This is a genomic window from Cupriavidus pinatubonensis (assembly GCF_019602855.1).
GTDB lineage: Bacteria > Pseudomonadota > Gammaproteobacteria > Burkholderiales > Burkholderiaceae > Cupriavidus > Cupriavidus pinatubonensis.
Genome location: NZ_CP080767.1, coordinates 1,351,023 through 1,366,486, shown reverse-complemented (window position 1 = coordinate 1,366,486; position 15,464 = coordinate 1,351,023). Strand labels below are relative to the sequence as shown.

The window sequence follows — 15,464 nt, the reverse complement described above, 5'->3', positions numbered from 1 at the left end:
AAAGCACAGGCCGGTTTCCGGGGGGATGGCCCCACCGTCTCACGCACGGTGCTACGATGCAGCCCGGAGACAACTCTCGCCCGAATCGCCATGTCTGGTACCCGTTTCGACACGCTGGCGCTGCACGCCGGCGCCGCGCCCGATCCCGCCACGGGGGCCCGGGCCACGCCCATCCACCTGAGCACCTCGTTCGTGTTCAAGGACAGCGAGCATGCCGCCTCGCTGTTCAACATGGAGCGCGCCGGCCACGTTTACTCGCGCATTTCCAACCCCACCGTGGCGGTACTGGAAGAACGCATTGCCGCACTGGAAGGCGGCGCGGGCGCGATCGCGACTGCCTCGGGCCAGGCTGCGCTGCACCTTGCCGTGGCCACGCTGATGGGCGCCGGCTCGCATATCGTTGCGTCCACCGCGCTGTATGGCGGCTCGCAGAACCTTCTGCATTACACGCTGCGCCGCTTCGGCATCGAGACCACCTTCGTCAAGCCGCGCGACATCGACGGCTGGCGCGCCGCCATCCGCCCGAACACGCGACTGCTGTTCGGCGAATCGCTCGGCAATCCGGGCCTCGATGTGCTGGACATCCCGACGCTGGCGCAGCTCGGCCAGGACAACGGCATTCCGCTGCTGGTCGATTCCACGTTCACCACGCCCTACCTGCTGCGCCCGTTCGACCACGGCGCGGGCCTGCTCTACCATTCGGCCACCAAGTTCCTGGGCGGCCACGGCACCACCATCGGCGGCGTGCTAGTGGAAGGCGGCACGTTCGATTTCGAGGCCTCCGGGCGCTTCCCGGAACTGTCGGAGCCGTATGAAGGCTTCCACAACATGGTCTTCACCGAGGAAAGCACGGTCGCTCCGTTCCTGCTGCGCGCGCGCCGCGAAGGCCTGCGCGACTTTGGCGCCTGCATGAACCCGATGGCCGCGTGGCAACTGCTGCAAGGCGTGGAAACGCTGCCGCTGCGCATGGCGCGCCATGTCGAAAACACGCGGCGCGTGGTGCAGTTCCTGGCGTCGAACCCGATGGTCGAATCGGTCGCGTATCCCGAACTGGAATCGCACCCCGACTACGAACTGGCCAAGCGCCTGCTGCCGCGCGGCTGCGGCGCGGTGTTCAGCTTCAACCTCAAGGGCAACCGCGAAGCCGGCAAGCGCTTCATCGAAAGCCTGTCGCTGTTCTCGCACCTGGCCAATGTCGGCGACGCCCGCTCGCTGGTGATCCACCCGGCCTCGACCACGCACTTCCGCATGGATGCCGCCGCGCTGCAGGCGGCCGGTATCACCGAGGGGACCATCCGCCTGTCGATTGGCCTCGAAGACGCCGACGACCTGATCGACGACCTCAAGCGCGGCCTGAAGGCTGCGGAGAAGGCGATGAGCGGCAAGGGAGGGCAAGCCTGATGGAACTGAAGATCGCAGGCCAGCCGGCCTACGCCTACACCGGTGGCAAGCCGTTCGACCCCACCTTGCCCTGCGCCGTGTTCGTGCACGGTGCGCAGAATGATCACAGCGTCTGGGCGCTGCAGACCCGCTGGTTCGCGAACCACGGCTTCTCCGTGCTGGCAGTGGACCTGCCGGGCCACAACCGCAGCAAGGGCGCGCCGCTGGCCACCGTCGAAGAGATGGCCGACTGGGTCATGTCGCTGGTGGCTGCCGCTGGCGTGACCGCGCCCGCGCTGGTGTTCGGCCACAGCATGGGCTCGCTGATCGCGCTCGAATGCGCGGCGCGCCATCCGCAGGCGGTGCGGGGTATTGGACTGCTGGCAACGGCTTATCCGATGAAGGTATCCGATGCCCTGCTGGACGCCGCGCTGAACCGAGAAGACCAGGCCATCGCCATGGTCAATGCGTGGTCGCACTCGAGCCTGGCCAACAAGCCGTCGTTCCCGGGACCCGGCGCATGGATGCAGGGCGGCAGCCAGCGACTGATGGAGCGCGTGTCGCGTAACAATCCGTCTATCCACGTGTTCCACAACGACTTCAAGGCCTGCAACAGCTATGCGCATGGCGAAGAAGCCGCGGCGGCGCTGGTCTGCCCGGCGCTGTTCATCACGGGCAGCAAGGACATGATGACCTCGCCCAAGGCCGCGCAGGCACTCGCCGCGAAGATGGCCAATGCCAGCATGGTGTCGGTGCCTTGCGGCCACGCCATGATGGGGGAGCGGCCGGACGAAGTGCTCGACGCCCTCGCCGCCTTCGCGCGCAAGGTGGTAGCGGCGCGCTGAGCGACCCCACCAGCGGACGGGCCGCGTGGCGCCGTCCGCACCTGCCGCGCCGGGCGGACTACACTTGGTCCTATCGGAACAAGGATTCGGAGACAGCCATGGCCGGCGCCCACACGCGCGAATTCGAAAGCTTTGCGGCGTTCTACCCCTACTATCTGAGCGAACACCAGGACCGCACCTGCCGGCGCCTGCATTTCGCCGGCTCGACCGTGGCCTTGCTTTGCCTGCTGATGCTGGTTGTTACCGGAAATGCCTGGTGGCTGCTCGGCGCGGTACTGTCCGGTTACGCCTTTGCCTGGGTGGGGCACTTCGTGTTCGAGAAAAATCGCCCCGCTACGTTCCGCCACCCGCTCTACAGCCTGATGGGGGACTGGGTAATGTATGCGGATATCCTGCGCGGGCGGATTCCGTTCTGAACACCCCCCGCCCTTTTATCCCCGCCTGCCCGGCGGGACCATCTCCAGCGCTGGTCGCAGTGTCTCGTTTGCCCCGGACGCCAGTGGATCCGTGGCAACCTGCTGCCTGAACACCACGTCCAGCGGCTGATCCAGCTGCGGATTGACCAGGATCGACTTGAGCACCTCGGCGCCCTGCAGCTGCTGCGCCACCGCCGTGCGCGGCAAGCGCGGCAAGTTCAGCACCAGCCGGTCATACAAGGTCCGCAGCGGCACCTGCGACGGATCGCACAGCAGCGCCCAGTGCGCCTGCCCGCGTTCCTGCTGCAGCTTGCCGATCAGATGCATGGCCTTGAGCTTGCCGAGCAGCACGCCGAGGTAATCGGCCTCCACGCGCAGCTTGCGGCTCAGGTCCATTTCCCCCACGCTGCGCGGTACTTCGTCGCGCGCCTTGTATAGCAGCAGCAGCACGCCGAGCGCATCGAAGAACTCACTGCCGGCGAAGGTACGCCGGCGCCAGTGACCTTGCCGCACGACCGGAAGATTGGCGGCGATGGTGGCGCCGAGCAGCGTCACCAGCCAGCTCAGGTAGATCCACAACAGGAAAATCGGCAGCGCCGCAAACGTGCCATAGACCGCCGTGTACGTCGGGATATGCGTGATGAAATAGCCAAACCCACGCTTGGCGAATTCGAATGCGATGGCTGCGACAAGCCCGGCCGCGATGGCGTCGCGCCACTCGACATAAGCGTTGGGGACCGCGGTATAGAGGAACGCAAACGCAAGCGCCGACAGCACGATAGGCGTCGCGCTGACCAGCAGCCCCAATCCGATCGGCATATTGCCGACATAGCCGGCAGACACCGAGATCAGGTACGAACTGACCGACAGGCTTGCGCCGATCAGCACCGGGCCGAATGTCAGCACAGCCCAGAACATCAGCACGCGCTGCGCAAATGGCCGGCGCTGCTTGACACGCCAGATCCCGTTGAGCGCGTCCTCGACCGTCAGCATAGTCAGCACCGATGTCAGCATCAGGCCGCCAAGGCCCATGGCCGTCAGGCCGCGCGCACTCTTGGAAAACTGGCCGAGATAGCGCGAGATCGATTCGCTGACGTTGCCGGGAATCAGGTTCTGGAACAGGAAGGTCTCGATGTCCGAGCGGAATTCGCGGAACACCGGGAAGGCGGCCAGCAAGGCGAAGGCCACGGTCAGCACCGGCACGACCGACAGGAAGGTGGTGAAGGTGAGGCTGGCGGCAACCTGGGGCAGGCGGCCTTCGCCCGCGCGGCGCAGCGCGTAGCGCGAGAGCGCGCGCAGCTTCTGCAGACTCCATTCCCTGCGCAGGCGGGCAACGCGGGTTCCTAACATGCGGCAGCAGGCTCCTGTGTGTTGATGTGGAGAGGGGGCGACCCCGCTGACGTGGCGGGGGCACAACTATAATACGCGGATTGTTCCGCCTCCTCCGCCGTACACCCCGGGCCATACGCCTCAGGCAGCGCCCGCCGACCTGTTCCATGACCGACATCCTCGTCCTCTATTACAGCCGCCACGGCAGTACCCGCAAACTGGCCGAACTGATCGCCACCGGCATCGACAGCGTCCCCGGCGTCCAGGCGCGCCTGCGCACAGTGCCGCCTGTCTCCACCATCTGCGAAGCCACCGCTTCCGACATCCCTGCCGACGGCCCGCCCTATGCCGAATTGCGCGACCTCGAGGAATGCGCCGGCCTGGCGCTGGGCAGCCCGACGCGCTTCGGCAATATGGCTGCGCCGATGAAGTATTTTCTCGACGGCACCGTCGCCCAGTGGCTGTCGGGCGCGCTCACCGGCAAGCCGGCCTGCGTGTTCACCGCGACCGGAAGCCTGCACGGCGGCCAGGAAACCACCTTGCTGTCGATGATGCTGCCGTTGCTTCACCACGGCATGCTGATCATGGGGCTGCCCTATTCCGAGAAGGCGCTGATGACGACCACGGCCGGCGGTACGCCCTACGGCCCGAGCCACCACGCGCATGGCGACAACCGCGGCCCGGTCACCGACGACGAGGCCGCATTGGCCATGGCCATGGGAAAACGACTGGCCGAAGCGGCCCTGCGACTGGCAGGGGACCGCGCATGACCGCCGCGCCGGAGGTCAGCGACAGCGCCCTGCATAACGCCGCGCTGTATCGCCTGAGCGTCGGCAGCCTCGTCGCGCTGATGTTGCTGTGCATCGCGTGGGAGTGGTTCCTGGCACCGCTGCGGCCCGGCGGATCGTGGCTGGTCCTCAAGTTTCTGCCGCTGCTGCTGCCGTTGCGCGGCGTGCTTACGCGCGACCGCTACACCATGCAGTGGTCGTCGATGCTGATCCTGTTGTTCTTCACCGAAGGCGTCGTGCGCGCCACCAGCGACCGCGGGCCCTCTTCCACGCTGGCATGGATCGAAGTGGCGCTCACCCTGCTGTTCTTCTTCAGCACCATCTTTTACCTGCGCCCGTACAAGCGCCGGGCCAAGGCGTTGAAGACCACCTCGGCCGACACCGGCAAGTAGACGCACCCGGACACGACATGCCTGCCTCGCACCACGACTCCTTCCTCGATCTCTGCCGCGCCGCACTCGGTCCCCAGCACGTGTTGACCGATGCCGCCGACAAGGCGCCCTACCTGACCGACTGGCGCAAGCGCTACACCGGCGACGCCATTGCCATACTGCGCCCGGCCAATGCCGAGGAAGTCGCCGCCGCCGTGCATGCATGCCACGCCCACAAGATCGCCGTGGTGCCACAGGGCGGCAATACCGGCCTGTGCGGTGGCGCTACGCCGACCACGACGGATTCCGTGGTGATTTCGCTGCAGCGGCTGAACCGCGTACGGCAGGTCGATCCGCTCAATAACACCATCACGGTCGAATCCGGCGTCGTGCTGCAGCATCTGCAGGACGTGGCGCACGAACACGGCAGGCTGTTTCCGCTGAGTCTCGCGGCCGAAGGTAGCTGCACCATCGGCGGCAACCTGTCCACGAACGCTGGCGGCACCGCGGTGCTGCGCTACGGCAATACGCGCGAACTCTGCCTGGGGCTGGAAGTTGTGACGCCGAAGGGCGAGATCTGGCACGGCCTGCGCGGCCTGCGCAAGGACAACACGGGCTATGACCTGCGTGATTTGTTCATCGGCGCCGAAGGCACGCTCGGCATCATTACCGCTGCGGTCATGAAGCTGTTCCCGCTGCCGCGGGCAAGCGTTACGGCGCTGGCCGCCGTGGCGAGCCCGCGTGCGGCGCTGGCGCTGCTGGCCATCGCGCAATCGCATGCCGGTGCCATGCTGACCGGCTTCGAGCTGATGTCCGCGCTGAGCATGCGGCTCGTCACCACGCACTTCCCGCAGCTGCGCTACCCGTTTTCGGAGGTGCATCCGCAACTTGTGCTGATGGAGCTGTCCGATAGCGAAAGCGAAGACCACGCGCGCGCGATCTTCGAAAAGCTGATGCAGGTTGCCTTCGACACCGGCGTGGTCATCGACGCCGCGGTGGCCGAATCCGTGCAGCAGTCGCGCGATTTCTGGAACCTGCGTGAACACATTCCGCTTGCGCAGGTCGAGGAAGGCAAGAACATCAAGCACGACATCGCCGTGCCCGTGTCACGCGTGGCCGATTTCATCGAGACGACCGACGCGCTATTGCAGGTGTCGTTCCCCGGTGCACGCATGGTGACCTTCGGCCACCTCGGCGACGGCAACCTGCACTACAACGTATCGCCGCCGGCTGGCGTCGATCATGACGACTTCCTGCGCAACCAGGACGCCGTCAACCGCGTCGTGCATGACAGCGTGCATTCGCACGGCGGCTCGATCTCCGCCGAGCACGGCCTCGGCCAGCTCAAGCGCGAGGAGAACCGCCTTTACAAGAGCGAGGTAGAGCTGGCGATGATGCGTGCCATCAAGCAGGCACTGGACCCGCTGGGGCTGATGAACCCCGGCAAGGTCATCTGAACGCCGGCACCTCGCTGCGCACATAGGCCGCCACGGCCTCCAGCAGCAGATCGAGGTGCGCGCGCAGCATCGCAAACCCTTCGCTGCGGACAAAGCGCGCCTCGTCCAGATACAGCGCGCGATTGACTTCAATCTGCAAACTGTGCCGTCCGCGCGCGGGGTCCGAATAGGCGCCGATCAGCTCGGCGCCCTTGTAGGGCCAGTTGACCGACACGTTGTAGCCAAACCCGCGCAGACGTCCGGCCACCACCTCGATAAACTCGGCCGAACTGGTCTTGCCGTCCTGGTTGCTCACCACGAAATCCGGCCGTGCTGCGCCGTTGTCGATGTTCATCGCATTGCCGCGCGACTTCATCGAATGGCAGTCGATATGCCAGACCGCGCCGAATCGCGCGTGCTGCGTACAGATCAAGCCTGCAATCGCGGCGTGGTACGGATCGTAATACCGCTTTAGCAGTTGCTCCGCGAATGCGGCCGGCAGCCTGGACGCATAGACCGGAACGCCCGGCAGTGCCTGCCGGCGCAGTACGCCCATGCCTCTCCGGGCCTTGTCACTGGGTCGCAGCGGGTACGGCATCTGTCCTTCCAGCAGATCGGGGTCCAGGTCGTCGCGCGCGCGGTTGGCATCCACCAGCCAGCGCGGAAAGCCCGCGTGCAGCAGCGTGCCGCCCACTTGCGGCGCGTAGCCGAACAGTTCGTCGACATAGGCGTCCCAGCCGGTGAGCAACTGGTCCGGGGTCGCCGACATCGGCAGGATCTCGTCGTGATGGAGACCGCTGTGCGGAGAATCCACCACCAGGGGCAAGGCAGCGACGACAGGTTCGATCAGGGTGTAGGGATGGGGCATGGAACGGACAGACAGGTACGAATTGACAGTGCAGCCGACGCGCTTCGCCGGTCAGAACTTGTGCTGGATGCCGATGCCGTAGGTAACTACGGTATCGCCGGGCTTGCGGCTGTTGCCGTCTTCGTAGTCGAAGAAGACGTAAGGCATGGTGCGCTTGCTGAGGCGATAGCCATAGCCGGCCTGCGCCTTGCGCAGCCTGCCGCTCGTGCTGTTCTGCACGTCGCGCTCCATGTAGTTCACGGTCAGGCTGTGCGCGCCGTAGGGAACCGTGAAGCCGGCGAGCCAGTAGCGCACGTCGGTGCGCGAACTGGCCGTGCCGACATAGCGGTCGCGCCCGTACACGCCGTACACGTTGACGAACTTGAAGTCATAGGCGGCCGTTGCCTGCATCTTGTCGCGAAAATCATTGGCGACGAGCCCGCCGGTCTTGGCATCGCGCGAATAACCGAGGCCCGCGGAGAAGTTGCCCGAGGCATAGTTCAGCCCGGTGTCGTACTGGCGAAAATCGTCCTCTTCCTTCACCGGGGAACTGGCATTGGGCGTAGCGGGATCCGGCCCGGCCAAGTTGATACGGGCACGCAGCGAGAACCCCCCGAAATCTGGCGTCGCGTAGCCGAGCGCGTTCGATACGCGGTTGCGCGCATTAAGCACCTTGGTGCCGATGGCGGTGGCGCCGGCATCGTGGATCACGAAATCGACGTTCTGCGTAATCTGCGAATAAATGGGCGAACCAACCGACGTCGCGGAATCGAGCCGCCCCAGCGCAAACGCGCCAAACACGCCGCTCAGGCCAACAAAGGCATTGCGGAACTGCGGATTGGTGGCAGTGCCATTGTCAGCCTGGAAGCCCTGCTCCAGGCCGAAATCCGCACGCAGCGAACCGCCAAGGTCTTCGTTGCCGCGCATGCCCCAGCGCGATGCGTTGTCCACCATTTGCGCCGCATTGCCGCGCGGACCGCGCTGATATTCGATATCGGTATCGATACGGCCGTAGAGCGTCATGGCAGCGTCCGCGCCGGCCGACGCTGCCAGCAGCGCGCCGCCCAGGCACGCTCGCCCGATAAAACTGAATGACTTCATGCTGTTCTCCTTCTCCCTTTGCGAAACAACCCCGCCGCCATGCGCCACGCTTCATGAGCGCGAGCGCCGCCCTCCGCGCCGTTGACCGGAACGGATGCCATGCGGCAAACCCCGTGGAATGCGCCGCCGTGGCGGCGCGCGATCAGGCCGCTTTCATCTGGCCTGTTTCGTTGAGATGGCACGCCGACATGCGGCCGCCACCGATATCGCGCAACAGCGGCACCTCCGCCGCGCACCGCGCGCTCGCATGCGGGCAGCGCGGATGGAACGCGCAGCCGGACGGCGGCGCGAGCGGGCTAGGCAACTCGCCCTGGATTGGCTGGTGACTGGCTGAACTGCCGTCGAGCCTCGGCGCATCGGCCAGCAGTGCGCGCGTGTAGGGATGGCCGGGCTGCGCAAATACCGAGCGCGCATCACCCATCTCGACGATGCGGCCCAGGTACATGATCACCACGCGGTCCGACATGTGCTCCACCACCGCAAGGTTGTGGCTGATGAAAACGTAGGTCAGCTCCTGCTGCCGGCGCAGGTCCATGAACAGGTTGATGACCTGCGCCTGCACCGAGACGTCCAGCGCCGACACGGCCTCGTCGCAGACCACAAGGCGCGGCTGCAAGGCGAGCGCACGCGCAATGGCGACACGCTGGCGCTGGCCGCCGGAGAATTCGTGTGGATAGCGCTCGGCATACGAAGCATCGAGCCCCACCATCGCAAGCATTTCCCGTGCAAAAGACGCTGCCTGCCCGCGTCCGATCAGCCCGTGATGCAACGCACCTTCCGTGATGGCCTGGCCGATGCGCAGGCGCGGGTTGAGCGATGCATAAGGGTTCTGGAACACCATCTGCACCGCGAGGTGGTAGGAAGCCGCGGCGGTGTCGGCACGCGCGCCTTCCCACAGCACATCCCCGCCACTGGGCGCGAGCAGGCCGGCAAGCATGCGGCCCAGCGTCGATTTACCGCAGCCGGACTCGCCCACGACCCCCAGCACTTCACCCCTGTGAACCTGCAGCGAGACATCGTTGACCGCATGCACCACCGGCTGTGCACTGTGGCGCCCCGTCACGCGGCCGATCAGGCCTGGCTTTTGGGAAAACTGCTTCTGCAGATGGCGCGCTTCGAGCAGGACAGTCATGCCGCCTCCAGGGGGTGAACGCAGCGCAGCGACCGGCCGCGCACGGAAACTTCGAGAGGCGCCTGCGCGCAGCTTTCGCTGGCCCGGGTGCAACGCGGTGCGAATGCACAGCCTGGCGGCAAGCCATACAGCGCCGGCGCGGCGCCGGGAATCGCACGCAAGGTGCGGCCGCGCGTCTCGTGCGCGGGCAGCGAATCGAGCAGGCCCCGCGTATAGGGATGCATCGGCTGACGGATCACGTCCGCCACTGGCCCCTGCTCCACCACACGCCCCGCGTACATCACGCACACGCGGTCGACGAGATCCTTGACCACGGCCAGGTCATGGCTGATCCAGATCACGGCCGCGCCGGTCTCGCGCACGAGCTGCTTCATCTCGAACAGGATCTGCGCCTGGATGGTCACGTCGAGTGCCGTGGTGGGCTCGTCGGCAATGATCAGATCGGGTTGGTTGATCAGCGCATTGGCAATCGCCACGCGCTGGCGCATGCCGCCCGACAGCTCATGCGGATACGCCTGCATGCGTTCCTGCGGCGCGGGAATGCCAACCTTCTTCAGCGCATCGACGGCACGGTCATGGGCCTCCGTGTGCGAGCAGCGGTGATGCACGCGCACCGTCTCGATCAGCTGCGCGCCGATGCGCATGACCGGGTTGAGCGACATCATCGGGTCCTGGAACACCATCGCGATACGGTCTCCGCGCAGCGCCTGCCACTGGCGCGGCGTGCACGTACGCAGATCCTGTCCCTTGAAGCGGACCGTCCCGCCAGTGACGCGGCCAGGCGGGTCGAGCAGGTTCATCAGCGAGAACGCTGTGACCGACTTGCCAGATCCGGACTCGCCGACGATGCCGAGGATTTCTCCTGCATTCAGCGAGAAAGAAACATTGTCGACCGCAGTGACCGCGCCGTGCTCCAGGGCGAAGCGCGTGGTCAGACCGTTGACTTCCAGCAGTGCCATGATTTCTCTCCTCAGCCCTCGTTGCGGGGATTGAGCACGCGGCGCAGCCGGTCGCCCACCAGGTTGATGGCGCCGATCAGCAGCACCAGGGCCACGCCCGGGAAAATGCTGATCCAGTACTTGTTCGACAGCATGTATTCGAAGCCATTGGCGATCAGCATGCCCAGCGACGGCTGCGTGCGCGGCAGGCCGATGCCGAGGAAGCTCATGGTCGCTTCCAGCGTGATCGCATGCGCGATCTGCAGCGTCGCGGTCACCACCAGCGGTGCCATGCAGTTTGGCAGGATGTGGCGGAACATCACGCGCCAGGCAGGCAGCCCCTGTCCGAGCGCCGCTTCGACGTAGTCCTTGCGCCGTTCGACCTGTGCCGATGCGCGCACGGTCCGCGCGAAGTAGGCCCATTGCACGATCACCAGCGCCATCAGCGTCTTGTCCACGCCCTGCCCAAGCACTGCGAGCAGAATCAGCGCGACAAGAATCGCCGGCAAGCTCAGCTGGAGGTCTACGATGCGCATGATCACGGCGTCGACCACGCCGCCGCAGTAGGCCGCGATCAGGCCAATCGCGGCACCGAGCACGAGCGCCACCACGGCGCTGATCACGCCGACACCGACACTGATGCGGATGCCATAGAAGATGGCACTGACCAGGTCGCGCCCAGCACCGTCGGTGCCGAGCCAGTAGCGCATCTGGCCGTCATAGCCGACCGCGCCGGGCGGCAGTTCGGAATCGATGACTGACACGGTGGCCAGGTCATATGGATTCTGCGGGCTGATCACGCCGGCGAACACGGCGACCAGCATCAACGCGAGCAAGAGCGCCAGCGCTGCCGCCGCCACGCGGTTGCGCAGGAAGCGTGAGAGAAAAGACGGCCGATGCGGCCGCGCGGACGCTGTGCCCGGCGCGCTGGCAGACGCCAGCGGCGCACCCGTCGTACCGGGTTCAGTTGCAGGGATGGACATCGTAAAACTTGGCGAATGACAGGTTCAAAAAAGGGGTTCAGGCTGCCTTGTGGCGCAGGCGCGGATCGAGCAATACGTAAAGCAGGTCGACGATCAGGTTGAGCACCACGAACAACACCAGCGTGACGAGCAGGTAAGCCACGACAACCGGCCGGTCCAGCGCCAACACCGAGTCGATGATCAGCTTGCCCATGCCGGGCCACGAGAACACCGATTCGGTCACGACCGAGAACGCGATCAGATGGCCGAACTCGAGCCCGACCACGGTCACGATCGGGATCAGCACATTGGGCACCACATGGCGTAGCACCAGCCGCGCGCCACCCACGCCCTTCGCTCGCGCGAACTTGATGTACTCCTGCCCCGCTACTTCTCGCGTGCCGGCTTCCGTCAGCCGCGCCACCAGCGAAATCTTGAACAGCGACAGCGTTAGCGCCGGCAGCAGCAGGAAACGGATGCCCTCCCAGCTCGTCACGGACAGCGGCATGCCGAGCACCGTGCTGATCGGCCCGCGTCCGCCCGACGGTAGCCAGCCCAGGTTCACCGAGAACACGAGGATGCCGATCATGCCGATCCAGAACGTCGGCATGATCACGCCGCCGAGCGAGCACGCCATCAGCAGCCGCGACAGGCGGCTCGCAGGCTTCAGGCCCGCGAAGATGCCCATCGGGATGCCAATGGCCAGCGACAGCAGCAGCGCGGTCACTGCCAGTTCCAGCGTGGCCGGAATCCGGCTGACGATCAGCTCGATCGCGGGCCGGTTGTAGATGAACGAATCGCCGAGGTCGCCGTGCAGCGCGCCCTGCACGAAATGCAGGTACTGCTGCTGCACAGGCAAGTCCAGCCCGAGCGAGTGGCGCGCCTCGGCAATCTCCTGCTCGGTCGCGGTCGGGCTCACCAGCAGGTGCACCGGATCGCCGATCAGATTCACGGCGCAGAAGGTCAGGACGGACATGATCCAGAGCACCACAATGCTCTGCAGCAGCCGTTTGAGAAGGGTTTCCAGCATGGTTGCTTCCGGGGATGGCTGCGGTGCCTCAGGGGCGTGCGGCCGGTCGAATGTTCATGGCGTAGGTGAAGCCATCGCTGCGCGGCTTCACGGCCAGGCCGTTGCGGTAGGCCCACGTCGCGCGCAGGTGGTGCAGCGGCACCACGCCAACGTCTTCGGCCAACGTCACGGCCGCCTGGCGCTGCACCTGCTCGCGCGCGGGCGGGTCCATCGTGCGCATCGCTTCGTCGACCAGCGTGTCGACGGCGGCGTTCGCATAGCCGCTGCGGTTGTTGGCACCCAGGCCGGCCTTCTTGTCCTGCGAGTGAGCGGCGGCCACCAGCGGTTCCAGCGAATCGCCGCTGACCGCCCCGATGCCAAGCATGAAGGCGCTGAACTCTGGCTTGCCGCCCTCCCCGCCCGACGTGGCGCGCGTGATGTACACCGAATAGGGCAACGTGCGCACCTCGGTCCGGATGCCCGCGCGGGTCAGCATCTGGCCGATCGCCTCGCAGGTCTTGGCATCGTTCAGGTAGCGGTCGTTGGGGCAATGCAGCGTCAGGCGGAAGCCCGCCGGATAGCCGGCTTCGGCGAGCAGCCGGCGGGCTAGCGCCGCGTCGCCGTGCGGCGCGGCCACGGCGCGTGCAAAGCCGAAGAAGCCCTGTGGCACGAGTTGGCCAGCCGGCACGGAATCGCCCTTGGTCACGCGCGCGGCGATCAGGTCCCGGTCGATCGCCACGCTGATGGCCTGGCGCACCTTTGCGTCGCGCAGCGGGTTGGCGCCCAGCGGCTTGCCTTGGTTGTCGCTCACGTAGGGCGACACCTTGCGCGCCTGGTCGAGCTGCAGGTAATTCAGCATGTACGACGTGGCCGATACGGTGCGGATGCGCCCGTTGGTACGCGTGAAGGCGTCGGCAATGCTGGCCGACGACGCGTCGATCATGTCCACCAGCCCCGACAGCAGCGCCGAGGCACGCGCCGGCTCCTTGGCCATGAACTGGAAAACCACGTGGCCCCAAGGCTCCAGCGCACCCCAGTAGGTCGGGTTGCGCGCAAACGTGAGCTGCTGGCCATGCTCCCACGCGACGAAACGGTATGGACCCGTGCCGATGGCCGCCCGGCCCGTGGCGAAGTCCGCTTCTTTCACCGCGCCGCCAAGCGAGCGCGGCAGCATCGCCACGAGCCCCACGTTCTGCGGCAGCACCGGGTTGGGTGTGCGCGTCACGACACGCAGCGTCAGCGGCCCGGTGACCTGCACTTCGGCAATCGACTTCAGGTACGTGCGGAACGTGCGCGCGCCAGCCAGATGCCGTGCGCGCTCGATCGAATAGCGCGCATCTTCCGCGGTAAACGGTTCGCCGTTGCTGAAGCGCACGCCCGGGCGAAGCTGGAACTCCCATGTGCGTGCGTCCACTTGTCGCCAGCCGGTGGCGAGTTGAGCCACGGGGTGCAGTTCGTTATCCAGGCCGACCAGCGTCTCGTAGACATGGCCCCAGAGATTCCGTCCCGCCGCGTCCAGCACATGCGGATCCGCAGCGCTGATTTCCGCCTTGTAGCCAATGCGCAAGTCGGCCGCGCGCGCCGAACTCGCGCCGGCCAACACGAGCATGCCCGCCAGAACGAGCATGGCCGCCCAGTGACGGCAGCCTCCTGCAGGGGTCGTAGTTTTCGTTTGCTGAAACATTGTTTCATTCAGTGATACTGTGTATCGAAGAATAAGACAAAGAAGTGACACGAGTAAGCAGGGTTTACCCGCTATGGGGACGTGCAGGGAAAAGACTGGACTGCCCGTGCGGCGACAGCGCGAGCAAAAAGGAAGACGCCCCGGCAACAGTCATTGCCGGGGTGAAGGGATAGGGAAAACCGGAGTTGGTTGCCGCTGCTGCGGTAACCTGCTGGCCTGCCGGCCGGTAGGATCAGGCGCCCGAGTAGCCGAGCGTGCGCGACAACACAGCCGCCTGTTCGACGACCATGGCCACGTGGCGGTCCAGCACTTCCTGCGTCGTGCGGCTGGCCGGGCTCGCAATGCTCAGCGAGGCGACGGTGCTGCCGCTGTGGTCACGCAGCGGCGCCGCGGCGGACACGGCGTCGGGCTCGCGCTCGCCCAGAGACACCGCATAGCCCGCCGCACGGATGGCCGCGAGTTCGTCGCGCAGCGCCTGCGGATCGACGATGGTCTTGTCGGTGAAGCGCTGCAGTGCGTTCGCCAGCACCGCATCGATCAGCACGTCCCCGCCATAGGCGAGCAGAAGCTTGCCGGAAGCTCCCACATGCAGCGGACGGCGGTTGCCAACCTCGGTATGCACGCGCACCGACTGCGACGACTCATGGCGCGCCACGCAGACCGATTCGAGCCCGTCGCGCACGCGCACGATCACGTTCTCGCCGCAGGCGGCGCCCAGCGCGGCCAGGCTTGGCGTGACGAGCTTGATCAGGTCGACTTGCTCGCGCGCGGCATTGCCGACCAGCAAGGCGTTGTAGCTGAGCTTGTAAACCGCGGCCGGCGCTTCGCGCGCGATCATGCCGCGATGCTCGAGCGTGCTCAGCAGCCGGAACGCGCGCGCCTTGGTCAGCCCGGCCCGGCGCGCGAGCTCGGTCACGCCCAGGGACGGATGCTCGGCCACCAGCATCAGCAGGCCAAGCGCCTCGTCGACGGCGTCAACGATGTAAGTCATCGGGTTCTTTGTTATGGGTGAAACGGGGTTCAGCGCGCATTGTAGCGGGCAGGAAGAGGTGGCGCCGCATCGGCGAAGGCAGTTGCCAGGGCAAGACCGGAACCATGACTTCGCGCAGGCCTCCAACCATACAGGCAGCCACGCGTGTGACCTGGCCACCTCGGCCAGGACATTGGACGGCGTCATTCCGGGCAACGCTTGCCCGGCGCCTGCGCCTGTTCTGCCACCCCAACAA

General features: G+C 66.1%; 15 protein-coding genes. 6 read left to right on the top strand and 9 right to left on the bottom strand.

Annotated features, from left to right (window positions below; translation table 11 throughout):
- Positions 1–90 precede the first annotated feature (90 nt).
- The 3 genes from K2O51_RS18925 to K2O51_RS18915 all read left to right on the top strand — a co-directional run bounded on the left by K2O51_RS18925 (position 91) and on the right by K2O51_RS18915 (position 2,641).
- Positions 91–1,401, top strand: coding sequence for an O-acetylhomoserine aminocarboxypropyltransferase (locus tag K2O51_RS18925; protein WP_011297425.1), 1,311 nt, complete (start codon positions 91–93; stop codon positions 1,399–1,401).
- Positions 1,401–2,225 carry an alpha/beta fold hydrolase gene (locus K2O51_RS18920; RefSeq protein ID WP_140950010.1) on the top strand — a complete coding sequence of 275 codons (825 nt, stop codon included), beginning with the start codon at positions 1,401–1,403 and terminating at the stop codon, positions 2,223–2,225. The genes K2O51_RS18925 and K2O51_RS18920 overlap by 1 nt, the downstream gene beginning before the upstream one ends.
- Before the next feature lie 98 nt (positions 2,226–2,323).
- Positions 2,324–2,641, top strand: coding sequence for an Mpo1-like protein (locus K2O51_RS18915; RefSeq protein ID WP_011297423.1), 318 nt, complete (start codon positions 2,324–2,326; stop codon positions 2,639–2,641).
- Positions 2,642–2,656: 15 nt separating this feature from the next.
- On the opposite strand, the gene K2O51_RS18910 is transcribed toward K2O51_RS18915, so the two are convergent.
- On the bottom strand, positions 2,657–3,991 hold the full coding sequence (locus tag K2O51_RS18910) for a YihY family inner membrane protein (protein WP_011297422.1): 1,335 nt from the start codon (positions 3,989–3,991) through the stop codon (positions 2,657–2,659).
- 146 nt (positions 3,992–4,137) lie between these two features.
- Here K2O51_RS18910 and wrbA point away from each other — a divergent pair, with 146 nt between their 5' ends.
- The 3 genes from wrbA to K2O51_RS18895 are packed head-to-tail and all read left to right on the top strand — an operon-like array spanning position 4,138 to position 6,586.
- Positions 4,138–4,740 (top strand): NAD(P)H:quinone oxidoreductase, encoded by a 603-nt coding sequence (gene wrbA, locus K2O51_RS18905; RefSeq protein WP_011297421.1) that lies wholly within the window; start codon positions 4,138–4,140, stop codon positions 4,738–4,740.
- Positions 4,737–5,150, top strand: coding sequence for a DUF2069 domain-containing protein (locus K2O51_RS18900; protein ID WP_011297420.1), 414 nt, complete (start codon positions 4,737–4,739; stop codon positions 5,148–5,150). The genes wrbA and K2O51_RS18900 overlap by 4 nt, the downstream gene beginning before the upstream one ends.
- A 17-nt stretch (positions 5,151–5,167) precedes the next feature.
- The gene (locus tag K2O51_RS18895; protein WP_220631500.1) at positions 5,168–6,586 is read left to right on the top strand and encodes an FAD-binding oxidoreductase; all 1,419 of its coding nucleotides are present in this window, start codon (positions 5,168–5,170) and stop codon (positions 6,584–6,586) included.
- Here K2O51_RS18895 and K2O51_RS18890 read toward each other — a convergent pair.
- The 8 genes from K2O51_RS18890 to K2O51_RS18855 all read right to left on the bottom strand — a co-directional run bounded on the left by K2O51_RS18890 (position 6,579) and on the right by K2O51_RS18855 (position 15,229).
- Positions 6,579–7,433 carry an N-formylglutamate amidohydrolase gene (locus tag K2O51_RS18890; protein ID WP_220631499.1) on the bottom strand — a complete coding sequence of 285 codons (855 nt, stop codon included), beginning with the start codon at positions 7,431–7,433 and terminating at the stop codon, positions 6,579–6,581. The two genes, K2O51_RS18895 and K2O51_RS18890, sit on opposite strands and share 8 nt — an antisense overlap.
- A 51-nt stretch (positions 7,434–7,484) precedes the next feature.
- Positions 7,485–8,513, bottom strand: coding sequence for a porin (locus K2O51_RS18885; protein WP_011297417.1), 1,029 nt, complete (start codon positions 8,511–8,513; stop codon positions 7,485–7,487).
- Positions 8,514–8,655: 142 nt separating this feature from the next.
- A complete protein-coding gene (locus tag K2O51_RS18880; protein ID WP_011297416.1) occupies positions 8,656–9,645 on the bottom strand; it encodes an ABC transporter ATP-binding protein in 990 nt (329 codons plus the stop codon).
- The gene (locus K2O51_RS18875; protein ID WP_011297415.1) at positions 9,642–10,604 is read right to left on the bottom strand and encodes an ABC transporter ATP-binding protein; all 963 of its coding nucleotides are present in this window, start codon (positions 10,602–10,604) and stop codon (positions 9,642–9,644) included. Before K2O51_RS18875 ends, K2O51_RS18880 begins: the two co-directional genes overlap by 4 nt.
- An 11-nt stretch (positions 10,605–10,615) precedes the next feature.
- Entirely contained in the window at positions 10,616–11,566 is a 951-nt protein-coding gene (locus K2O51_RS18870) for an ABC transporter permease (protein WP_011297414.1), read from the bottom strand.
- A gap of 37 nt (positions 11,567–11,603) precedes the next feature.
- Positions 11,604–12,575: an ABC transporter permease gene (locus K2O51_RS18865; protein WP_011297413.1), complete on the bottom strand. Its 972-nt coding sequence runs from the start codon at positions 12,573–12,575 to the stop codon at positions 11,604–11,606.
- Positions 12,576–12,603: 28 nt separating this feature from the next.
- Complete coding sequence (locus tag K2O51_RS18860) at positions 12,604–14,181, bottom strand: ABC transporter substrate-binding protein (RefSeq protein ID WP_220631498.1); 1,578 nt, start codon at positions 14,179–14,181, stop codon at positions 12,604–12,606.
- A gap of 289 nt (positions 14,182–14,470) precedes the next feature.
- On the bottom strand, positions 14,471–15,229 hold the full coding sequence (locus tag K2O51_RS18855) for an IclR family transcriptional regulator (protein WP_220631497.1): 759 nt from the start codon (positions 15,227–15,229) through the stop codon (positions 14,471–14,473).
- Positions 15,230–15,464 lie beyond the last annotated feature (235 nt).